General features: G+C 59.9%; 19 protein-coding genes. 7 read left to right on the top strand and 12 right to left on the bottom strand.

Translation table 11 applies throughout. The features are described 5' to 3' along the window. Positions 1-200: 200 nt before the first annotated feature. Positions 201-530 (top strand): hypothetical protein, encoded by a 330-nt coding sequence (locus ABD806_RS02690; RefSeq protein WP_344954442.1) that lies wholly within the window; start codon positions 201-203, stop codon positions 528-530. A gap of 131 nt (positions 531-661) precedes the next feature. On the opposite strand, the gene ABD806_RS02685 is transcribed toward ABD806_RS02690, so the two are convergent. The 4 genes from ABD806_RS02685 to ABD806_RS02670 form a co-directional block, all read right to left on the bottom strand. Further along, complete coding sequence (locus tag ABD806_RS02685; RefSeq protein WP_344954440.1) at positions 662-991, bottom strand: YbaB/EbfC family nucleoid-associated protein; 330 nt, start codon at positions 989-991, stop codon at positions 662-664. Positions 992-1,042: 51 nt separating this feature from the next. After that, a complete protein-coding gene (dnaX, locus tag ABD806_RS02680; RefSeq protein ID WP_344954438.1) occupies positions 1,043-3,325 on the bottom strand; it encodes a DNA polymerase III subunit gamma/tau in 2,283 nt (760 codons plus the stop codon). Between the two features lie 6 nt (positions 3,326-3,331). After that, positions 3,332-3,877, bottom strand: coding sequence for an adenine phosphoribosyltransferase (gene apt / locus ABD806_RS02675; RefSeq protein ID WP_344954436.1), 546 nt, complete (start codon positions 3,875-3,877; stop codon positions 3,332-3,334). A 68-nt stretch (positions 3,878-3,945) separates the two neighbouring features. Further along, positions 3,946-4,338, bottom strand: coding sequence for a YbaN family protein (locus ABD806_RS02670; protein WP_344954434.1), 393 nt, complete (start codon positions 4,336-4,338; stop codon positions 3,946-3,948). 128 nt (positions 4,339-4,466) lie between these two features. Here ABD806_RS02670 and ABD806_RS02665 point away from each other — a divergent pair, with 128 nt between their 5' ends. Beyond that, positions 4,467-5,396 (top strand): tRNA-dihydrouridine synthase, encoded by a 930-nt coding sequence (locus ABD806_RS02665; RefSeq protein ID WP_344954432.1) that lies wholly within the window; start codon positions 4,467-4,469, stop codon positions 5,394-5,396. A gap of 79 nt (positions 5,397-5,475) precedes the next feature. After that, complete coding sequence (locus ABD806_RS02660; protein ID WP_344954430.1) at positions 5,476-5,835, top strand: transcriptional regulator, TraR/DksA family protein; 360 nt, start codon at positions 5,476-5,478, stop codon at positions 5,833-5,835. A gap of 111 nt (positions 5,836-5,946) precedes the next feature. Here the strand turns inward: ABD806_RS02660 and ABD806_RS02655 are convergent, their stop codons facing one another. Continuing rightward, positions 5,947-6,909, bottom strand: coding sequence for a porin (locus ABD806_RS02655; protein WP_344954428.1), 963 nt, complete (start codon positions 6,907-6,909; stop codon positions 5,947-5,949). Positions 6,910-7,164: 255 nt separating this feature from the next. Between ABD806_RS02655 and dinG the strand changes: the two genes are divergently transcribed. From dinG to ABD806_RS02640, 3 genes are all read left to right on the top strand, one after another. Next, positions 7,165-9,225 (top strand): ATP-dependent DNA helicase DinG, encoded by a 2,061-nt coding sequence (dinG, locus tag ABD806_RS02650; protein ID WP_344954426.1) that lies wholly within the window; start codon positions 7,165-7,167, stop codon positions 9,223-9,225. Further along, entirely contained in the window at positions 9,225-9,992 is a 768-nt protein-coding gene (locus tag ABD806_RS02645; protein WP_344954424.1) for a sulfite exporter TauE/SafE family protein, read from the top strand. The genes dinG and ABD806_RS02645 overlap by 1 nt, the downstream gene beginning before the upstream one ends. A gap of 98 nt (positions 9,993-10,090) precedes the next feature. Next, a complete protein-coding gene (locus ABD806_RS02640; protein ID WP_344954422.1) occupies positions 10,091-10,723 on the top strand; it encodes a YccT family protein in 633 nt (210 codons plus the stop codon). Between the two features lie 62 nt (positions 10,724-10,785). Here the strand turns inward: ABD806_RS02640 and oppF are convergent, their stop codons facing one another. The 6 genes from oppF to ABD806_RS02610 form a co-directional block, all read right to left on the bottom strand. Continuing rightward, on the bottom strand, positions 10,786-11,787 hold the full coding sequence (gene oppF / locus ABD806_RS02635; protein WP_344954420.1) for a murein tripeptide/oligopeptide ABC transporter ATP binding protein OppF: 1,002 nt from the start codon (positions 11,785-11,787) through the stop codon (positions 10,786-10,788). Next, positions 11,777-12,751 (bottom strand): ABC transporter ATP-binding protein, encoded by a 975-nt coding sequence (oppD, locus tag ABD806_RS02630; RefSeq protein ID WP_344954418.1) that lies wholly within the window; start codon positions 12,749-12,751, stop codon positions 11,777-11,779. The genes oppF and oppD overlap by 11 nt, the downstream gene beginning before the upstream one ends. A gap of 12 nt (positions 12,752-12,763) precedes the next feature. Then, complete coding sequence (gene oppC, locus ABD806_RS02625; RefSeq protein ID WP_344954416.1) at positions 12,764-13,672, bottom strand: oligopeptide ABC transporter permease OppC; 909 nt, start codon at positions 13,670-13,672, stop codon at positions 12,764-12,766. A 13-nt stretch (positions 13,673-13,685) separates the two neighbouring features. Next, positions 13,686-14,606 (bottom strand): oligopeptide ABC transporter permease OppB, encoded by a 921-nt coding sequence (gene oppB / locus ABD806_RS02620; RefSeq protein WP_344954414.1) that lies wholly within the window; start codon positions 14,604-14,606, stop codon positions 13,686-13,688. 225 nt (positions 14,607-14,831) lie between these two features. Beyond that, positions 14,832-16,457, bottom strand: coding sequence for an ABC transporter substrate-binding protein (locus tag ABD806_RS02615; RefSeq protein ID WP_344954412.1), 1,626 nt, complete (start codon positions 16,455-16,457; stop codon positions 14,832-14,834). Positions 16,458-16,895: 438 nt separating this feature from the next. After that, the gene (locus ABD806_RS02610) at positions 16,896-18,263 is read right to left on the bottom strand and encodes a YjiH family protein (protein ID WP_344954411.1); all 1,368 of its coding nucleotides are present in this window, start codon (positions 18,261-18,263) and stop codon (positions 16,896-16,898) included. A 479-nt stretch (positions 18,264-18,742) separates the two neighbouring features. Here ABD806_RS02610 and ABD806_RS02605 point away from each other — a divergent pair, with 479 nt between their 5' ends. Continuing rightward, entirely contained in the window at positions 18,743-19,891 is a 1,149-nt protein-coding gene (locus ABD806_RS02605; RefSeq protein WP_344954409.1) for a GNAT family N-acetyltransferase, read from the top strand. A gap of 138 nt (positions 19,892-20,029) precedes the next feature. Here ABD806_RS02605 and ABD806_RS02600 read toward each other — a convergent pair whose 3' ends face one another. Continuing rightward, positions 20,030-20,629 carry a DUF938 domain-containing protein gene (locus tag ABD806_RS02600; RefSeq protein WP_344954407.1) on the bottom strand — a complete coding sequence of 200 codons (600 nt, stop codon included), beginning with the start codon at positions 20,627-20,629 and terminating at the stop codon, positions 20,030-20,032. Positions 20,630-20,633: the final 4 nt, after the last annotated feature.

The following is a 20,633-nucleotide window of genomic DNA, read 5'->3' as shown; positions in this document are numbered from 1 at the left end:
TCACCATCCTAAACAAGTTAAAACCATCGGCAGTACAAAGTTTTCCCAACTTATTCGGTGATCCTAATCACCTTTTCCTGCAGCAACTACACTTAAGCCAATGCGCGGCGACAGACCAGACCGAAGAAACGCAGTTCACCAAGTACAGAAAAACCGAAGATCAGGATGATCGATGCATTACGGTAACAGGGAACTGTTTTATGAGATGCCATCATTTTACCCCTTTATCCAGGGGGATATTATGCGGGTGCGGGCTCATTGTACTTGGCGGATGCGGCAGCCTGACGGCGGAAGGGCCGGAAGGTAAGGAAACTTTCGATTCCTATGTCATCACGCTGAACATCTACGATGACTATGCCCAACTCAACCATGTACCCGAAATACCCCAGATGGCCAAGATGGCCAAGGGGCAGCTAAAGGGTTATGCCAACTGGTCGGGCCGCTTTTGCCAGATCCATTATGTTCACAACGACTATGAAACCCTGCTCCATGAGCTCAAGCACTGTTTTTACGGCGCTTGGCATGAATAGCTAGAAGCTAGAAGCTAGAAGCTAGAAGCTAGAAGCTAGAAGCTAGAAGCTAGAAGCTGAAAGATAATGAACGGAGCGGTCAGACGCCAGTGTTTTTCTTCCAGCTTCCGGCTTAAAGCTTACAGCTTTGTTTAAAACGGCATCTTGAAGCCGGGTGGCAGCTGCATGCCACCGGTCAGCTCGCCCATGCGGGATTTGTTTTGTTCTTCCACCCGGCGTACGGCATCATTGACGGCGGCGGCCAGCAGATCTTCCAGCAGCTCTTTGTCATCTTCCAGCAGGCTGTCGTCCAGCTCAACCCGGCGTACCGAGTGGCTGCCGGTCATGGTGACCTTAACCAGGCCGGCACCGGACTCACCCACGACTTCCATTTTGGCCAGCTCTTCCTGCAGCTTCTGCATTTTATCTTGCATCTGCTGGGCCTGTTTCATGATATTTCCAAGTCCACCTTTACCAAACATAGGTTCTACTCTTTGTTAACGGTTTAACGGGTTATGGCGAAGGCCAAAGCCTTATTCTGCCATAGGTTCAATGCTGTCCAGATCCAGGCTGGCCGCAAAACGGGAAATAAAAAATTGTACCGCATCATCGGTCTCTATTTCATCCCGGGCCCGCACTTTTGCCGCCTGAAACAGCTGCTGCTCGATTTCATAGGGCGTCAGGCCCGTCCCCTGCCCCAGAGACACCCCCAGCTCGATGGCTTGGCCGGTATAGTCACTCAGCAGGGCGGCCAGCTCACCGCGGGTCTTTTCGGTCAGCAGATGGCCATGTTCGGGCCGCAGGGTTAACTGCCAGCGCGTATCTTGTCGTTCCAGGGTACTGTGCATCGCCAGTTGACGCAAAAAACCACCCACCGATAAACGGGACAGCAGCAGGGTCCAGGCGTCTTCCGCGTCGGCCAGCAGGCTGGCGGCCTTGAGCGGAGCCGGCCCCGGCGGTACGATGTCGGCCGGTACCACCGGCTTGGCCCGGGTCGCAACCGGAGGCACCGGTAGTTCGGGTGCTGCCGATACATCCTCATCCAAAGCCCAAGGCACGTCATCGTAGGCCTCCAGGGGCGGCAACTCCTCCCGGGCTTGCCGATTGAACGGACGGAGGTCGCTCCCGGCCACGGGAGGCGCACTCATCGCCGGCTGGACCGTTGCCGGTTTGCCAGACGCCGGCAGAGCCGGGCGACTCGCTGTCACCACCTCGGTCGCCGTCTCCGCCGCCGACTCCTGGCTGCGCAAGCGGTTACGGGTCTGGATCAAACGCCGGATCCGGGCCACCGCATCGGCGGCTTCATCATGCACCCGCACCGCGGCTCCCGGCTCGGCTTCCGGTGACGACTGTGCTGCCGGTGCGGATTCTGGTTCTGGTTCTGGTTCTGGTTCTGGTTCTGGTTCTGGTTCTGGTTCTGGTTCTGGTTCTGGTTCTGCAGCGTTATCCGGTGCCGGCATGGCACATGCGTCGATTTCCGGCACTGAGGTCCCCTGCTCACAGCCCATGGTCGCCGCCGGTTGAGCCGGCGTCACCTTGCCCAGCTTGTCGGCTTCGGCCAGGATCTCGGCCTGCTCGGCAGCCAGCCTGGCCGCCATGGTTTCATCTTCGGCGCCCACCCGTTCCGCTTGCTGTCGCACCGGCTGAGCCTCGGCCTGGCCGGCCGGCCGCGGCTCAGCGTCGGGCTTTTTTGTGCCAGACCCGCCGCCCCCTGCGACGGTCGGTGCATCGGCCGAGGCCGCGACCGGCTGAAACGCCAGCGCCCGCAACAGGGTCATTTCCAGCGCCGAGCGACCATCGGGAGCAAAAGGCAAGTCCTTACGTCCCTGCAGGCAAATCTGGTAATAAAGCTGGATCTGCTCCGCCGGCACCAGGGGGGCCAGGCGATTGAGCTCATCCGCGTAAGGCAGGTGATGGGCCGGCACCAGCTGCGCCAGGGCCAGATGATGCCAGAAGGCGATCAGTTCCTTATGCAACTGGTCATAATCGGGTCCCAGGCTGGCCAGGTGGGCCACCTGCGCCATCAAGGCGGCACCGTCGCCGGCCAGCAAGGCCTGCACCAGGGCCAGCAGGCTCTGCCGGCTGACGTTGCCGAGCATCGACTCGACCTGGGCCAACCTGACCTCGCCGTTGCCAAAGGCCAGAGCTTGGTCGGTCAGGCTGAGGGCGTCGCGCAGGCTGCCGTCGGCAACCCGGGCCAACGCCGCGGTTGCCGCCGGCTCAAAGCCCACTCGCTCCTCGGTCAGGATATGCTGTAGCTGGGCATCGATGCGCTCCGGCTCCAGGCTTTTTAAATGGAATTGCAGGCAACGGGATAAAATGGTGATCGGCAGCTTCTGCGGATCCGTGGTGGCCAGCAGAAACTTCACATGGGGCGGCGGCTCTTCCAGGGTTTTCAGCAGGGCATTGAAGCTGTGCCGGGACAGCATATGCACTTCATCTATCAGATACACCTTGAAACGGCCATGGGCCGGCTGATACTGGACATTGTCCAGCAGTTCCCGGGTGTCTTCCACCTTGGTGCGGCTGGCGGCGTCTATCTCCAGCAGATCGACGAAGCGACCCTGCTCGATTTCCTGACAGCTGCCGCATCGGCCGCAGGGCTCAGGAGTGACGCCGCCGTCACAGTTCAGCGCCTTGGCCAGCAGACGGGCGATCGAGGTCTTGCCCACCCCACGGGTACCGCTGAACAAATAGGCGTGATGCAGCCGTCCCAGCGCCAGGGCGTTCACCAGGGTCTTGAGTACATGTTCCTGGCCCACCACATCGGCAAAGCGCTGTGGCCGCCATTTTCTGGCAAGTACCTGATAGCTCATGGCCGATCAGTCACCGTCAAACTCGACCAGGCTCATTACCTTCACGCCCAGGTGGGTCAGGCGCTGCACTCCACCCAGGGCAGGCAGGGCAATCACAAAGGCCGCGTCCTGCACTTCGCCGCCACAGCGCCGCACCAGCTTGACCGCCGCCTCGACGGTACCGCCGGTGGCCAGAAGATCATCGATGATCAGCACCTTCTCACCCGGTGAGATCGCATCCACATGGATCTGCAGCTTGTCCTGGCCGTATTCCAGATCATAGGCAACTTCGATCACCTCCCGGGGCAACTTGCCCGGCTTGCGCGCCGGCACAAAGCCCACCCCCAAGGCGGCGGCCACCGGGGCGCCGAAGATAAAGCCTCGCGCCTCGGTGCCCAACACCTTGGTAATGCCGGAATGACGGTACTGCTCGACCATCGCCTCTATGGTCAGGCCAAAGGCTTGGGGGTTTTCCACCAGGCTGGTGATATCGCGAAACTGGATCCCCGGCTGGGGATAATCGGCAATGGTGGCGATGCTGTCGGCAATCAGTTTAAGAGTTTCTTGTTTCATAAGATGATGGCAGCCCTGAAAAAAGTGCCCACTGAACATGAGGGCATGGTCATTCAATTGCGGCTAGCTTAGGGCCTAGGCTGTTTCATTGCAACCGCAGGCCGGTCCGGGAGCAGGGGTAAGCGCAAAAACCACACCAACAGGGCAACATATGTCAGCACCAGTCCGATTTTCACCCACCATAGGGGGACCATATAGATAGAAAAGGCGAAGCTTGCGCTCATCAACAGCAGTGCCCGGCGACGAACATGGGAGCGCAGGCCCCGGCACTGCTGCCAGTCCTGGATCATGCCGCCGAACCAGGGATGATGGAGCAGCCAGCGATGCACCCGGGGGGAGGATTTGCCAAACAGGAAGGCCGAAAGCAAGACAAAGGGGGTGGTCGGCAACACCGGTAAAAAAACGCCCAGCACCCCCAGACCCAAAGACAGGCTGCCAAGCAGGGCAAACAGTACGCGCATAACGGCCTCCTCTGCAAACATCCCCAGCATAACAGCCCCAACGGCAAGCGGGAAGTCCCTGCTCTTCCGGCTTCCCGCTTGCCGCATCCCGTTCCAAGCTTTAAAATCCCGCCTTTTGCCGAGCCCCTATGCGCCTGATTTTAGCCCCGATGGAAGGGGTGCTTGACCACCTGATGCGGGATCTGCTGACCCGTATCAACCCTTACGACCTGTGCGTCACCGAGTTTATCCGGGTGGTGGATATGCGCCTGCCTCCACGGGTATTTTATCGCTTGTGCCCCGAGCTGCATCGGGGCTGCACAACCCCCAGCGGCACGCCGGTGCGCATCCAGCTGTTGGGGCAGGAAGCGGACTGGCTGGCGGAAAATGCAGCCCAAGCCTGCCGACTTGGGGCCAACGGCATCGATCTCAACTTCGGCTGCCCGGCCAAGACCGTCAACAAGCACAGGGGCGGCGCCGCCCTGCTGGATAACAGCGAGCAACTCTACCGCATCGCCCGCGCGGTACGCGCCGCGGTGCCGGCCCACCTGCCGGTCAGCGCCAAGATCCGGCTAGGACTGAATGAACGGGACAGCTACCTGGAAAACAGCCGGGCCCTGTATGAGGGCGGCGTGGATGAACTGACGGTGCATGCCCGCAGCAAGCGGGATGGCTACCGTCCCCCCGCCTACTGGCATCACATCGCGGAAATCCGCCGGGCCGTTGCCATCCCGGTGATCGCCAACGGTGAAATCTGGAATGCCGCCGACGGCCGGCGGGCGCAGCTCCAGAGCGGCGGCACCAGTCTGATGCTGGGCCGCGGCGCCCTGGCCCTGCCCAACCTGGCCGCCGTTATCAAGGTGGAGCAGCGGCCGCTCGCCTGGCCGGAGGTGATCCGCCTGTTGCTGGATTATTCCCGCCAGGAGATCACCGGCGACAAGGGCGTTTATTACCCCAACCGGGTCAAGCAGTGGCTGAGCTATTTAAAGCTGCAGTACCCGCAAGCCAGTGCCTTGTTTCAGCAGATCCGCACCCTCAAGCGGGCCGACGAGATCCAGCGCTGCCTGACACTCCTTTGATTCGTATCATCTTTGTCAACTCGCCCCGGCCCTATACTGCCCCCAGGTATCAGTGTCGGATGTCAAGATGGACAAGATAATGACAAACAAACAGTTAGCAGCGAGATTACGGGCGCAGGCCCGGCAGCGGCGTCGGGCCTTCCTCGATGCGGTACGCGCGTTGGACACCAGCCTGGCCGATGATCTGCTTGCCCTGCCGGCGGATGAATGGGCCGATCTGCCGGCACTCCACGCCAGTCCTCAACTGCAGGCCCAAATCAAGCTGCTCAAGCGGGTGGATGCCGCCCTCTGTCAGTGGCGGCTGGGCTTGTATGGCCTGTGCAGTGATTGCGAGGCGCCGCTGCCCCCTGAGCTGCTGTGGCAAGATCCCTGCCGCCAGCGCTGCGCGCCCTGTGAGGAAAAATACAACAAGGCCCAGCATGGGGTGTGGGAGCTCTGATTGGGAATTGGGGATTGGAGAATTCGGGCCTCCTACTGGAATCGGACCCACGGTCACTAAAAAAGCCGGCGTTAAGCCGGCTTTTTACTGCTAATTCGGAGTTAACCGATATTAGAAGTTGTACTGGATACCAACGCCGTAACGGTCGTTAGAGCCGGTGACATCGTTGATCACGTATTCACCGTATACCTTGGTCTTGGGAGTGAACTTGTACTGAACACCCAGCACATACTCGTCTACCTTGGTGTCTTCAGCGCCTTCGGTTTCTTTCCGGTTGTTGTAGGCAGCAATCATAGTCCAAGCATCTACGCTGTAGCTGGTGGCCAGTTCCCAGAAACGTACGTCATTGGCCGCGTCATTGTCGGACTCGCCGTAGGTACCACCCACATAGAAGCCGTCGATGGCGTAGTTAACACCCAGGCCCCAGAAGTCCAGGTCGTTATTGCCACCACGTTTATTCTGTGCTTCATAGGCGGCAACCAAACCCAGGCCGAAGGGGGTGGCATAGCCGGCAGACAGGCTATACTGGTTTTCGGGAGTGCCATCAGCATTGCTAAAGCGGTTTTCATCGGCGAAGGCATAGGCAGCACGCAGATCAACACCGTTATCGGCATAGGAAACGCGAACCTGGTCATCGATACGGAAGCCGTGCAGATAAGAGGCGGCACCGTTGATGTTGAAGATATCAGTTACGTTGGACAGCTGGACGAAGGGGTTTTCGCTCTTGCCGAAGGTCAGGTCGGTGGTATCCATAAAGCGGAAACCGGCCCAGGCATAACGGGCGTCGATATCTTGGGTTTTGTTATCGTTATTGCTTTCTGCGGTTACCTGCCATTCCAGCTTACCGATCAGGTCGACATCGTTGTTCAGGTTATACAGGACGTTGAAACCCAGACGGGCTTCGCCGTCACCACCGATGTTTTCATTGTCTCTGCCTTTCAGCTCACCGGCGTTGTACTGCACACGGCCGTAGGCTTCAACTTTGGAGCCGTCCTCGGCGGAGTAGATTTCAACGGCGCTGGCGGAGGTGGCGAACAGAGCCGGAATAGTCAGTGCAAGAATCGTTTTTTTCATTTTATGTATGCCTACTGTTATTAAACACTAAGTCCTTGTAATTCCCTGTGTTAGCAACGTAACACGTCACTATGGCAGGCAGCCTATCATCGGTTTTTTGGCCGCGCAACAATAACTCGGGAACTTTTTAGAACATTAACGCTCGCACGTTACACAAATGTGACAACCGCCCCCTTTCCCGCACCATCGCCTTGCATCTGGCGATAATTCATCTAGCCGGTATACTCTGCGCCAACTTTCCTTCCAGGCCGGCCGATGACAGATACCCAATATCCTACCCTTGTCCGCGACAATTACCGCCGCCTCAGCGATGCGATCGCGGGTTTCAAGCCGCGCCGTGCGCAAAATTACCTGGTGGCCGAAATCGGCCGGGTATTGATGGGCCACTATCAGCCGAGCCGCCGCATCCTGGTGGCCGAAGCCGGCACCGGCATCGGCAAATCCCTGGCCTATATCCAGGCCGCCGTGCCCTGGGCCCGTCTCAACCAGAAAAAACTGGTGATCTCCACCGCCACCCTGGCTCTGCAGGAGCAGTTAGTCGAGAAAGACCTGCCCCTCTATCTGCGGCACTGCCTGCCGGCGTTTCGTTTCGCCCTGGCCAAGGGCCGGGGCCGCTATTGCTGCAACCACAAGTTGGCCCAACTGGCGGAGGGCGAGTCCCAGTTCAGCCTGCTGGAGCCGGTCGCCGGCCTGGGCGCCGCCGACCAGGCGCTGGTGGCCGAATTGTGGCAGGCGCGCCAGAGCGGCGCCTGGGCCGGTGATAGGGACAGCTGGCCCAGGCCCATCACCGACGAACTCTGGCAGCTGATCCAGGCCCAACGCCACGGCTGTCAGCCCCAGCTCGGTCATCAGCATTGTCCCTTTCAGCTGGCCCGCAACGAACTGGACAAGGTGGAGGTGATCGTCGTCAACCATGCCCTGCTGCTGGCCGATCTGAAGATGGGCGGCGGCATCATCCTGCCCGAGCCGGAAGCCTGTATCTATGTGCTGGACGAGGCCCATCATATTGCCGATATCGCCCGCGATCAGGGTTCGGCCCGGCTGCCGCTGCGCGCCACCCGCCGCTGGCTGGAGCTGTTTAACCAGGGCCTCGGCAAGCATGCGGCAGGACTGACCGAGCCCGATGCCCAGCGCGTGCTGGCCCGGGTGCAGTCGGCGCTGCAACAGCAGATCCCGACCCTGAGCGCCCTGCAACAATCCCTGAGTGGCTCCGAACTGACCACCGATGAGCAGGGCTGCCTGCGCTTCGCCGCCGGTGAGCTGCCCGACGCCCTGCACCTGCAGCTGGTGCAGTTGAAAGAAGAAAATACCGGCCTGCAGCGTGGCCTGGAGCGGCTGCAGGCCCAGGTCGCCGAACAACTCAAGCTGGGCAGCCTGCCACTGAAACAGGCGGAGCCCTGGCTGGCGAGCCTCAACCAGGCCCAGTTGCGCGCCGAACAGACCGCCACCCTCTGTGAGCTGATGACCCGCCCGCTGGGCCCCAAACATACGCCTCCGGCCCGCTGGCTGGAGCAGGATGACAAAAATCAGGATATCAGCCTGTGCGCCACCCCGCTGGCGGTGGGCTATTTGCTGGAGCAATGGTGCTGGTCCCGGGCCACGGCGGTGATCATGGTGTCAGCCACCTTCACCGCCCTCAACGACTTCAGCTACTTTCGCCGCGCCGTGGGCCTGAAGGCCGATGACGGCAGCCAATATCTGCGCCTGAACTCCCCCTTTGACTACCCCGGCTCCCGACTGACCATCCCGGATATCGGCTGTGAGCCCGGCGACGCCGGTTTCGATCGGGTGCTAATCGAACAGTTGCCCCGCTGGCTGGAGGAGCAAGGAGCCAACCTGGTGCTGTTTTCTTCCTACCGGCAGATGCAGGTGGTCGCCGAAGGCTTGAGGGCCAAAGGCCTGAGCCTGCTGGTGCAAGGCGAGGCCAGCCGCCAGAGCCTGCTGCAGCTGCATCGGTTGCGCCGCGACGGCGGCAGCCCCAGCGTACTGTTCGGCACCGGCAGTTTTTCCGAAGGGCTGGACTTGCCCGGCCATTACCTGACCAATCTGATCATCACCAAGCTGCCCTTCGCCGTGCCCACCTCGCCGGTGGAAGAGGCGATGGCGGAATGGATCAGCCTGCGCGGCGGCAATCCCTTTATGGAGCTGACCGTACCCGAGGCGTCACGCAAACTCATTCAGGCCTGCGGCCGGCTGCTGCGCAGCGAGACGGATCAGGGTAGAATCGTGCTGCTCGACCGGCGCATCGTCACCCGCCGTTACGGGGCCGCCCTGCTGGCCGCCCTGCCGCCCTTTACCCAAGAAATAACAGACTGATGGCATTGGATTTTTCCGTTTATTTTCTGCTGGCGCTGACCGGCCTGCTGGCCGGCTTCCTCGATGCGGTAGCCGGCGGCGGCGGGCTGGTGACCATTCCCGCCCTGCTCAGCGCTGGCCTGCCACCCCATATGGCGCTGGGCACCAACAAGGTAGCGGCCAGCCTGAGCTCGCTCACCTCCGCGCTCACCTTTTATCGCCAGCGGCTGCTGCAGCCGGGGTTCTGGTGGCGAGCCCTGCTGGCCGCCGCCGTCGGCGCCCTGGTTGGCACCTTGCTTATCAACCAGATCAACGCTCTCTGGCTGGAAAAGCTGCTGCCCCTGCTGATCTTCGGGGTGGCCATCTACACCATCGTCAATCGCCGGCGCGAGCACCAGGGCAATCAACTGCCCAGACCCGGTCAGCAGCTGCACCGTCGCCAATGGTGGCAGGGTGGCCTGCTCGGCGCCTATGACGGCGCCTTCGGCCCGGGCGCCGGGGCCTTTTTGATCGTCTCGTCGATGGCCCTGTACCGGCTCAACCTGCTGTTGGCGTCCGGCTTGGCCAAGGGCATGGTGCTAACGAGCAATCTGGTGTCGCTACTGACCTTTATCGCCCTGGGTCAGGTGGACTGGATACTGGGGCTGACCCTGAGCGTGGGCATCATGGCGGGCTCCTTTATCGGTGCCCGCTCGGCGATCCGCTTTGGTGCCGGCTTTATCCGGCCCATATTTGTGGTGATGGTGCTGGCCCTGTCGCTCAAGCTGGCCTGGCAGGCCTGGTTTTGAGCATTGCGCCGGCGCGCTAAAGTTGCCACAATCCGGAGCGTTAATATCTCAGCCAGTTCAAATGCTTGGCATTTGCTTATCCTGTGTAGGAGCCCTTGATGAAAATGCGTACTACCCTCGCCGCCCTGGCCGTGGTCAGCCTGCCCTTCGGCGCCATGGCCGCCAGCTTTGAAGCCCCCCAGCCTTATCAGATTTTACTGGTCGACGGCAAAAAGACCGACCACAGCGCCATGCGCGGCATACATAACGTCGATGTGAAGGCAGGCAAGCACCAGTTCGCCATCAGCTATACCGAGGATTACTCCACCCGCACCGATATCCGGGTGCTGAACGGCGATCCGGTGATAATCACCCTGGAGGTGCCGGAAGATGCCGAGCTGACCCTGGATTACCAGACCCCGGTCAATTACCGAGCCGCGCAGGCGTTCCTGCGCGATCAAGGCAGCCAGCTGCGCATCGTCGACCAGAATAGCGGCCAGCCGGTTGAAGCCGAACTCTATAGCATCCACAGACCCGCCGGCATGGATGTGGCCCGCGGCATCCAGGATTACCTGGAAGAAACCGGCAAATCCTTCGGCGGTCGCACCGACGCCGCCCTGGCCGCCGCCGAGGCCCAGTTTGGAGATGCCAGCGTCAATGCCGATGCCTTGGATATGCTCAAGCACTGGTGGAATGCCGCCGACAAGGACACCCGCCGCGCCTTCCAGATCTGGATGATTCAGCAGCAATAAGCGGGACTGGGGACTGGGGACTTATTCATCAATTTCCTCTTCCCCAATCCCCCACTCCTCAGTTACCTGCCTGGCTCTACCGCCACCTTGAGGCAGGCCACCCGATGCTGTTCACTGCCCTCCAGTACCGGCCGGGTCTGGGCGCAACCTGCGTCCGCCAGCGGGCAACGGGTGCGAAACACGCAACCGGACGGCGGCGTGAGCGGCGACGGCAGCTCGCCGTGCAGGATCTGCACCTGCTTGCAGCGTTCATAATCCGGATCCGGCACCGGCACCGCGCTCATCAGCGCCCGGGTGTAGGGATGGGTGGGCCGCTCGAACAACGCCTTGCCCTCCCCCAGCTCCACCGCCGTGCCCAGATACATCACCAGCACCCGATCCGAGATATGCTTCACCACCGACAGATCGTGGGCGATGAAGACAAGCGACAACCCCATCTCCCGCTGCAGCTCCTTCAGCAGGTTGACCACCTGAGCCTGGATGGATACGTCCAGAGCCGAGACCGGCTCATCGCAGATAACCAGCTTAGGTTCCAGGATCAACGCCCGGGCGATGCCGATGCGCTGGCACTGGCCGCCGGAGAACTCATGGGGATAGCGGTTGACCACATTGGGCAGCAGACCGACTTTCACCATCATGGCTCTGACCTTGTCCTTCACCTCCGCCTTCGGCATCTGCGGGTAGAAGGTGCGCAATGGCTCGGCGATGATATCGCCTATGGTCATCCTGGGATTGAGGGAGGCCAGCGGGTCCTGGAAGATCATCTGGATTTCCTTGCGCTTTTCCCGCAACTCCTTATGCCCCAGTCGAGTGAGATCCCGGCCCAGCCAAACCACCTCGCCGGCACTGGCCTGCACCAGGCCGATCACCGCCCGGGCCAGGGTGGACTTGCCACAGCCGGACTCACCCACCACCCCCAGGGTTTCCCCCTCGTACAGCTTGAGGCTGACACCGTCCACCGCCTTCAGGACCGCAGGCCTGGACCAGGGCCAGGCCTGCTCGCCCTTGACCTCGAAGTGCACCTTGAGCGCGCGTACGTCCAGCAACAGTTTTTTATCCGACATTCTTGGCCTCCCAATCCCAATGGCATGCGCGCTGGCGCCCTTCCCCGAAGCGGGTCAGCGGCGGCGTCTCACTGCGGCAGATATCATGTACCCGGTGGCAGCGTTGCTGGAACGGGCAACCGGCCGGTAGCTGCAACAGGTTGGGGGGATTGCCGGGAATGGTCGGCAGCACCCCCCCGCCCGTATCCAGCCGGGGGATCGCCTTCAGCAACCCTTCGGTGTAGGGGTGGCTAGGTCGATAGAAGATGTCGTCCACCAGGCCAACTTCCATGGTCCGGCCGGCATACATCACCAGTACCTTGTTGCAGCTGCCGGCCACCACCCCCAGGTCGTGGGTGATCATGATGATGGCGGTGTTGAACTCCCGCTTCAGCTCGTTCAACAGCGTCATGATCTGGGCCTGAACGGTGACATCCAGGGCCGTGGTCGGCTCGTCGGCGATCAGCAACCTGGGCCGGCACAACAAGGCCATGGCGATCATCACCCGCTGGCGCATACCGCCGGAGAATTCATGGGGAAACATCCCCATGCGCTTACGGGCCTCGGGGATCTTCACCGCATCCAGCATGCGCACGGATTCCTCGAAGGCCTGGGCCTTGGTCATGCCCTTGTGCAGCATCAGCACTTCCATCAGCTGGGGGCCCACCTTCATATAGGGGTTGAGTGAGGTCATGGGGTCCTGGAAGATCATCGCAACCTGCTCGGAGCGGATCCGGTTAAGCTCCTTCTCCGGCAGGTTCAGCACTTCCCGCCCTTCAAAGCGGGCGGAGCCGGAGGTGATGCCGTTCCTGGCCAGCAGCCCCATGATGGCGAAGGCGGTCTGGCTCTTGCCGGAGCCGGATTCGCCCACTATGCCCAGGGTTTCTCCCGCATCCAGGGAGAAATTGAGGTCGTTGACGGCCACCACATTGCCGTCCGGGGTGGTGAATTCCACCCGCAGATCCTGGACTTCCAACAGCTTCATCGACGGCGCTCCTTAACGATCTTTCGGATCCAGGGCGTCACGCAGACCGTCCCCCAGAAAGTTGAAACAGAACAGGGTGGTGACCATGAAACCGGCCGGGAATAACAGCTGCCACAGGGCAATCTCCATCGACTTGGAGCCTTCGTCCAGCAAGGCACCCCAGCTGGTCATCGGCTCCTGTACTCCCAGGCCGAGGAAGCTGAGGAAAGATTCAAACAGGATCATGCCGGGCACCAGCAGGGTGGCATATACCGCCACTATGCCGAGCACATTAGGCACTATGTGCCGAGTGACTATGGTGGCCTTGCCGACCCCACAGACTTCCGCCGCCTCGATGAATTCCTTGCTCTTCAGGCTCAGGGTCTGGCCGCGCACGATACGCGCCATATCCAGCCAGCTGACCGCCCCTATAGCGAAGAAGATCAGCAGTATGTTGCGCCCGAAGAAGGTCACCAGCAGGATCACGAAGAACATAAAGGGGAAGGAATAGAGGATCTCCAGCAGCCGCATCATCACCCGGTCGGTGCGCCCGCCGATAAAACCGGAGGCGGCACCGTACAGGGTGCCGATGATCACCGCCACCAAGGCACCCATCAGCCCCACCATCAGCGAGATGCGTCCCCCCACCAGGGTGCGCACGAACAGATCCCTGCCCAGGGAGTCGGTGCCGAAGTAATGGCCGCTATCCAGGCTGGGGGCCGCCATCATGGCGCCCCAATCGGTCTCGTCATAGGCGTATGGGGACAGGGAAGGCCCCACCAGCACCAGCACGGTGATTAAGCCGAGGATGATCAGGCTGATCAGGGCCGCCTTGTTATGGAAGAAGCGGCGTCGGGCATCCATCCACAGGGAGCGGCCCTCCAACTCCAGCTGCTCGGAAAACTGTCCGAGGGCGTCACGTTTTTCTTTGGTTAAGACCATGATGTGCTCCGGCTTAGTAACGGATCTTGGGATCGATAACCGCATAGAGGATATCGACCAGGGCGTTGAAGGCGATGGTCAAGGCGCCGATCAGTATGGTCAGCCCCAGCACCATGGAGTAATCCCGGTTGAGGGCGCCGTTGACGAACAGCTGGCCGATGCCGGGCAAACCGAAGATGGTCTCGATCACCACAGAGCCGGTAATGATGCCGACGAAAGCCGGTCCCAGGTAGGACACCACCGGCAACATGGCCGGCCGCAGGGCGTGCCGGAGGATGATGTGGCGCAGGGGCAGGCCCTTGGCCCTGGCGGTGCGGATAAAATTGGAGCTCATGGTTTCGATCATGGAACCCCGGGTGATACGGGCGATGGCCGAGATATAGTGCATCATCATGCCCACCACCGGCAGGATCAGATACTGGGGCGCGCCCTGGTTCCAGCCGCCGGCTGGAAGCCATTTGAGACTGATGGCGAATACCAGCACCAGGATGGGGGCCAGCACGAAGCTGGGGATCACCACCCCGACCATGGCCGTCGACATGGTGAGATAATCAATCCAGCTGTTTTGCCTGAGCGCCGCCACCACCCCCAGTGTCACCCCGAACAGCACGGCGCCGAGGAAGGCATACAGGCCGATTTCGGCGGACACCGGCAATGCCTGGCTCACCAGATCGTTGACGGAAAAGTCCTTGTATTTGAAGGAGGGCCCCAGATCACCCTGCAACAGGTTACCCAGATAGCCGAAGTACTGCTCCAGCACCGGCTTGTCCAGCCCGTATTTGGCCTCGATATTGGCCAGCACCTCGGGGGGCAGGCTGCGCTCCGAGCTGAAGGGGTTGCCCGGGGCGAAGCGCATCATAAAAAAGGAAATGGTGATCAACACCAGCAGGGTGGGAATGGCTTCCAGCACTCGCCTTACCATAAATTTAAACATGGTCGTGCCTCAAGATAATTGCAGATGTAGGCCCTAACTGTGCGACAGTAGTCAAATCCGAATGCAGACACGCCATGAATACATCCCTGTAGGCTCCGCTGCGCCACTGACCGCCATGGACGGCGGAAATGTCGAAAATGCAGGAGCATTGTTCGACCCTGGCGCAGGGGGTCTGCTAACGGACCTGACTTCTGTCCAAGCAAGATGGTACTGCCACCCGACGACTTAATTGGCCAGGATATACATATCCTTGGAATAGAGGTTATCCAGCGGGTTGTTGGGGTAACCGCCCACGTGCTGCTGCACCAGGCGGGCCTTTACGTACTGGTAGATAGGCGCGATAGGCATGTCCTCGGCAAGGATTTCCTCGGCCTGGGCATAATTGTCGTTACGGGCCACCGTGTCGACGATGGAGCGGGAGGCCTTCATCAGCTCGTCATACTTGAGGTTGGAGTACTTGCCGTCGTTGTTGCCATGGGTGGTCTGCAGCAGATCCAGCATGGACGACGCCTCGTTGTAGTCGGCAATCCAACCGGCCCGGGCGACATCGAAGTTGCCCTGGGTCTTGGTATCCAGATAGGTCTTCCATTCCTGATTCACCAGCTCGGCCTCGACCCCCAGATGCTTCTTCCACATGGACGCCACGGCCACCGCCACCTTCTTGTGGTTGTCGCTGGTGTTGTAGAGCAGTTCCAGCTTCAGGGGCTTGTCCTTGTCATAACCGGCCTCGCTCAGCAACGCCTTGGCCTTGGCATCCAGTTCCTGCTGGGGCCAGGTCGCCCACGCCAGCTCGGGTGGGGTAAAGCCATCGACGATCTCCGGGGTCATGGTATAGCCGGGTTTTTCCCCCTGTCCCATCACCAGGTTGGCGATCACCTTGCGGTCGATGGCATAAGACAGGGCCTTACGCACCCGTACGTCGTCAAAGGGCGCCCTCCTGGTGTTGAACTGGTAGTAGTAGGTGCCGACATAACCGGCGATCTTGACCTCTTCCGGCTTTTCTTTGCTCAGGCGCTTGAAATGCTCGATAGGCATTTCATAGGTCATATCCAGCTCACCGGCCAGGAAACGGTTCATGGCGGCATTCTGGGAGGCGATGGGCAGGTAGGTAACCTTGCCGATCACCGTCTTGTCGTTGTTCCAGTAGTGCGCGTTGCGGGAAAGCTCGATCTTCTCGTTGACCACCCAGCCGGACAGGGTATAGGCACCGTTGGACACCAGGTTACCCGGCTTGGTCCATTCGTCGCCGAACTGCTCGACCACCTTCTGGTTGACCGGGTAGGTGGTGGTGTGGGACAGCATGGTCACAAAATAAGGCACCGGCTGTTCCAGCTTGATTTCCAGGGTCCGCTCATCCAGGGCCTTGACGCCCAGGGTGGCGGGGTCTTTTTCACCTTTCAGGATGGCGCCGGCATTGATGATGGTGGGGATTTCCAGGTACCAGGAGTAGGAAGAAGCGGTTTTGGGGTCAATCGCCCGCTTGAAACTGTACTCGAAGTCATGGGCGGTGACCGCTTCGCCGTTGGACCATTTGGCGTCGGCACGCAGGTGGAAGAGATAGTTCTGGTTGTCTTGGGTCTCCCAGCTCTCGGCGACGCCGGGCAGGGTTTCGCCGTTGGGGCCGGATACCACCAGGCCTTCAAACAGATCACGCAGAATATTGGACTCGGGCACCCCTTCCGTCTTATGGGGGTCCAGGGTGGCGGGCTCGGCGCCGTTGCCCTTGATCAGTTGCTGCACCTTGGCCAGCTGGGTGCCGGCGGGCACGTCCGCGGCCCAGGCCGGTCCCGCCATGGCCAGCAGGGAACAGGACAGTAACGAGGTTGCCAGTACCGTTTTTTTCAGCTTCATTCATCTTACTCCATTAAGAAACCCGGCCGATGTACCGCTAGGATACCACCAGGAAAGCATAGCCAAATGAGACATGACCAATAGAATAACCACCGCCAAAATCGGCTAATTATTAGCACAATAATTCAAAAAAACGCCATTTTAGCGGTCAATAATGCCAACCAACCGGGAAGATAAATAAGATTTAACAAAAAAGCAACCACCGCGTAACGATTTTGTGCCCTGTAACTGTCCGGAGAGCCGATAACACGATCTTCTTTGATATGGCGCAATAAAATCGCGCCATTTAGGTCAATGACGCGATAAATCGATGATTTTTCGGCTGGAGTAATGAAATACGCTTATGCCATATCATGGGTTGGTAACGATAATGAGCCGCCATAAAAAACCCCGCTTTCGCGGGGCTTTGGCGTGGTATTCGCGGCTGATATGGCTGGCTTAGAACACCAGGTGGGCGATCAGCGCGATCACCGGCAGGGTCACCAGGGTACGCAGCAGGAAGATGACGAACAGCTCGACGATATTCACCGGGATCTTGCTGCCCAGCAGCAGGGCGCCCACTTCCGACATATAGATCAACTGGGTCACCGACAGGGCGGCAATCACGAAGCGGGTCATCTCGCTTTCGATGGAGGTGGCCAGGATCGCCGGGATAAACATATCGGCAAAGCCGACCACTATGGTTTCCGAGGCGGCGGCGGCTTCGGGGATCTGCAACAGCTCCAGCAACGGCACGAAAGGCATGCCCAGCCAGCTGAACAAGGGCGTGTTTTCGGCGATGATCAGCGCCAGGGTACCGAACGCCATCACCACCGGCAGCACGCCGAACAACATATCCAGGGCGTTATACACGCCGGTCTTGGCCACCTGGCCCAGGCCTTCCACCTTGCCGGCACGGGTCAATGCCAGGTTAAAGCCGTGACTCAGGGACGATTGGCCGGCGGGGATGGCTTCATCATCCTGGCCGCGGGGCCGGCCGTTGATAAACAGATCTTTTTTGCGGCTCAGGGGCGGCAGTCGGGGCACCACTATGGCGGCGACGATGCCGGCGACACAGATGGCCAGATAATAGGGCAGGAACATATGCTCAAGTTTGACCTGGGCCAGTACCACCAGGCTGAAGGTAATGGAGACGGCCGAGAAGGTGGTGCCGATCACCGCCGCTTCGCGCTGAGTGTAGTGGTGACCTTCATATTGCTTGCTGGTCAGCAGGATACCCACACTGCCGTCACCCAGCCAGGACGCCATGCAGTCCACCGCCGAACGCCCGGGCAGGCGGAAGATGGGCCGCATCAGGCCGGTCAGCAGGGTGCCGACAAATTCCAGCAGGCCAAAATCGAGCAACAGGGGCAGCAGCAGGCCGGCAAAGATAAACACCGCGAACAGCACCGGCAGCAGATCGTTGAGCACCAGGCCACCGGTCACCTCGCTGAAGACAAGCTCGCTGCCGGTCTGGCTGTAAGCCAGTACCACGAACAGGGCACCCAGCAGGCGGCTGACCAGCCAGATAGGCCTGATATCGAACAGGCTGCCCAGGAAGCGGTGCTCGATTATCCAGGCCGGCTTCATTGCCTTGGTAAACAGGCTGATCAGCGCCGAGCCGCAGATCAGCAGGGTCACGATCAAGGCCAGGTAACCGTCCAGCACGGCCTGCAGGCCCTTGGCCAGCACGGCAATCATGATGGTGAGATCGCCGTTATAACTGACCGGAGTCATAAACAGCAATATGCCCACCAGCGATGGCACCAGAAACATCAGCAGGTTTCTTCTGCTACAGGCGGCCTGCCCCAGCAATGTCTTTTCCATAGGTTGTCCTTCCTTAATCAGGCAAATCACCCAACTTGGTTATAAAAGGTAAAAAACCGCATCTTTATGCAACCCACCTAGCGCTCGCAGAATAAAAACAACTCAACAATGAATAAGTTGTCAATATTATGAAAGGTTGGTGAATACTTATTTGATAGCCAAATATATTTAATCAAAATACAATATCAAAACTTAAATCCACCAAATATCAATTTGTTAGTTTTTTGTTCTGCATTGTTAACTTTGGGCTGGCAGTATAAGCAATTTGTAATCACATGCAAGCCGCAATCCGGCCATGGTTCTAAATCAGCGACACGGATCCCCTTTTGGGACAAGCCCTGGGAGCGTAGGTATCTTCTTGGGAAGGGGATTGGGGATTGGGGATTGGGGATTGGGGATTGGGGATTGGGGATTGGGGATTGGGGATTGGGGAAATGGTATACTCGACGGCAGCCATATTAGATATCAGACAGGTTGCCATGCCCTCCCCCGAACTGGTCTTTATCCCCAGTATCACCCAAGTGAACGCCGTGACCTGGGACAGTCTGTTTGCCGACAGCTATCCCTTTACCCGCCATGGCTTTTTACAGGCACTGGAGGCGGGCGGCAGCATAGGGGCCGCGTCCGGCTGGCTGCCACAATACGCCTGCCTGTATCAGGGGCAGCAGCTGATTGCCGCCATGCCCTGCTATATCAAGACCCATTCTTATGGCGAATACCTGTTCGACTGGGCCTTTGCCGAGGCCTACGACCGCCACCGGCTTGCCTATTATCCCAAGCTGGTGTGCGCCATTCCCTTTACCCCCGCCGGCGGCCCCCGGCTGGGTTTGGCGCCCGGCCATCAACCGGCACAAGTCATGCCCCTGCTTGAGCAGGGGTTAATCACCCTGAGTGAGAAAATCGGCGCCAGCGGCTACCAGTGCCTGTTTTGCGAACCGCAACTGGGGCAGCAGTTACAGAAGCAGCACTGGCTGCCACGGCTCAATGTGCAGTTCCACTGGCTGAACCGGGGTTACCGGAGCATGGACGACTTCCTTGCCCGATTCAGCTCCCGCAAACGCAAAAACCTGCTGAAGGAGCGAGCCCGGGTGCTGGATTGCGGCATCCGTTTCCGCACGCTGACCGGTGATGCCCTCATCCCCGACCTCTGGCGGCAGTTTTACCACTTCTATCGGCGCACCTATCAGAAACGCGCCGGACACGATGGCTACCTGACCCTGGACACCTTCTTGCGATGGGGAGAATATTGCCGCGACCAATGTGTGCTGTTTGCCGCCTATCGGGAGCAACGACTGGTAGCCGGGGCCCTGTGCTTTCGCTCCGATGACACCCTGTACGGCCGTTACTGGGGCTGTGAGCAGGAGCTGGAGTTCCTGCATTTCGAGGCCTGTTATTACCAGGGGATCGAATATTGTATCGAACAGGGCCTGGCCCGCTTCGATGCCGGGGCCCAGGGCGAGCACAAGCTGCAGCGCGGCTTCGAGCCACGGCTCTGTTACGGGTATGTCAAACTGTTCGAGCGGGGGTTTAATGAGGCGATTGCCGACTACTGCCGCCGGGAAGCGGAGCAGATGCGCCGCTATCAGGTGCAATGCCGCACCCAATTGCCTTTTAAACAACAGGATTGAAGCGGGAAGCTTGTAGGTCGTGCCCTTGGGCCGGCATTGGGGGGGGCAGGGATTGGGGAATCGTCGGGCCAAGGCCCGACCTACTGTACTGCAAGGAGCCTGCAAGCGACACCGAAAATCGACCCGGGGCCGGGCCTCCTACCGATGATATTGAAACACCAGCAGCCGGTTATTGGCGGGCATGGCATGATCCGCCTGCAGGGCCAGGCCATGCCGCTCGGCCAGCTCGGTCACGTCCGCGATATCCCGTATCCCCATCCGGGAATTCTGACTGCGCAGCATGGCATCGAAGGCCCGGTTGCTGGGGCTGGTGAAACGGCCCTCGTAATTGAAAGGCCCGTAGATACAGACCCATGCCTCCGGTGCAAGGACCCTGGCCAGCCCGGCAAACATCGCCTCGACCTCGGACCAGGACATGATATGCAGAGTATTGGCGGTAAAGACCCCCTGATAACGCCCGGCCGGCCAGCCGTCCTGGGTGACATCCAGCACCAGGGGCGGCAACAGATTGGCCAGCCCGGCCTCGGCAAACCAGAGCGACATGCCGGGGATATTCTCGGCCCTGTCACTCGGCTGCCAATGCAGATGGGGCAGCTGCCCGGCAAAAAATACCCCGTGCTGGCCGGTGCCGCTACCGACTTCCAGCACCACACCGGACCGCCCGAACACCTGCCGCAGCACCGCCAGGATCGGTCGCTTGTTGTTTTCACAGGCCTGGGAAAAGGGTTTGTCGGTCATGATG

This window comes from Zobellella aerophila (assembly GCF_039539325.1).
Taxonomy (GTDB): domain Bacteria; phylum Pseudomonadota; class Gammaproteobacteria; order Enterobacterales; family Aeromonadaceae; genus Oceanimonas; species Oceanimonas aerophila.
Note: the sequence above shows the minus strand (reverse complement) of the source record. Positions and strands in the feature narration are given on the sequence as shown.

Excerpts from the sequence above, each read along its gene's own strand:
- ABD806_RS02660 (WP_344954430.1), top strand. The coding sequence starts at position 5,476 with ATGACAAACAAACAGTTAGCAGCGAGATTACGGGCGCAGGCCCGGCAG.
- ABD806_RS02600 (WP_344954407.1), bottom strand. The coding sequence starts at position 20,629 with ATGACCGACAAACCCTTTTCCCAGGCCTGTGAAAACAACAAGCGACCG.
- oppB (WP_344954414.1), bottom strand. The coding sequence starts at position 14,606 with ATGTTTAAATTTATGGTAAGGCGAGTGCTGGAAGCCATTCCCACCCTG.
- dnaX (WP_344954438.1), bottom strand. The coding sequence starts at position 3,325 with ATGAGCTATCAGGTACTTGCCAGAAAATGGCGGCCACAGCGCTTTGCC.
- oppF (WP_344954420.1), bottom strand. The coding sequence starts at position 11,787 with ATGTCGGATAAAAAACTGTTGCTGGACGTACGCGCGCTCAAGGTGCAC.
- oppC (WP_344954416.1), bottom strand. The coding sequence starts at position 13,672 with ATGGTCTTAACCAAAGAAAAACGTGACGCCCTCGGACAGTTTTCCGAG.
- dinG (WP_344954426.1), top strand. The coding sequence starts at position 7,165 with ATGACAGATACCCAATATCCTACCCTTGTCCGCGACAATTACCGCCGC.
- ABD806_RS02615 (WP_344954412.1), bottom strand. The coding sequence starts at position 16,457 with ATGAAGCTGAAAAAAACGGTACTGGCAACCTCGTTACTGTCCTGTTCC.
- apt (WP_344954436.1), bottom strand. The coding sequence starts at position 3,877 with ATGAAACAAGAAACTCTTAAACTGATTGCCGACAGCATCGCCACCATT.
- ABD806_RS02645 (WP_344954424.1), top strand. The coding sequence starts at position 9,225 with ATGGCATTGGATTTTTCCGTTTATTTTCTGCTGGCGCTGACCGGCCTG.
- ABD806_RS02685 (WP_344954440.1), bottom strand. The coding sequence starts at position 991 with ATGTTTGGTAAAGGTGGACTTGGAAATATCATGAAACAGGCCCAGCAG.
- ABD806_RS02655 (WP_344954428.1), bottom strand. The coding sequence starts at position 6,909 with ATGAAAAAAACGATTCTTGCACTGACTATTCCGGCTCTGTTCGCCACC.
- oppD (WP_344954418.1), bottom strand. The coding sequence starts at position 12,751 with ATGAAGCTGTTGGAAGTCCAGGATCTGCGGGTGGAATTCACCACCCCG.
- ABD806_RS02605 (WP_344954409.1), top strand. The coding sequence starts at position 18,743 with ATGCCCTCCCCCGAACTGGTCTTTATCCCCAGTATCACCCAAGTGAAC.
- ABD806_RS02690 (WP_344954442.1), top strand. The coding sequence starts at position 201 with ATGAGATGCCATCATTTTACCCCTTTATCCAGGGGGATATTATGCGGG.
- ABD806_RS02670 (WP_344954434.1), bottom strand. The coding sequence starts at position 4,338 with ATGCGCGTACTGTTTGCCCTGCTTGGCAGCCTGTCTTTGGGTCTGGGG.
- ABD806_RS02665 (WP_344954432.1), top strand. The coding sequence starts at position 4,467 with ATGCGCCTGATTTTAGCCCCGATGGAAGGGGTGCTTGACCACCTGATG.
- ABD806_RS02640 (WP_344954422.1), top strand. The coding sequence starts at position 10,091 with ATGAAAATGCGTACTACCCTCGCCGCCCTGGCCGTGGTCAGCCTGCCC.
- ABD806_RS02610 (WP_344954411.1), bottom strand. The coding sequence starts at position 18,263 with ATGGAAAAGACATTGCTGGGGCAGGCCGCCTGTAGCAGAAGAAACCTG.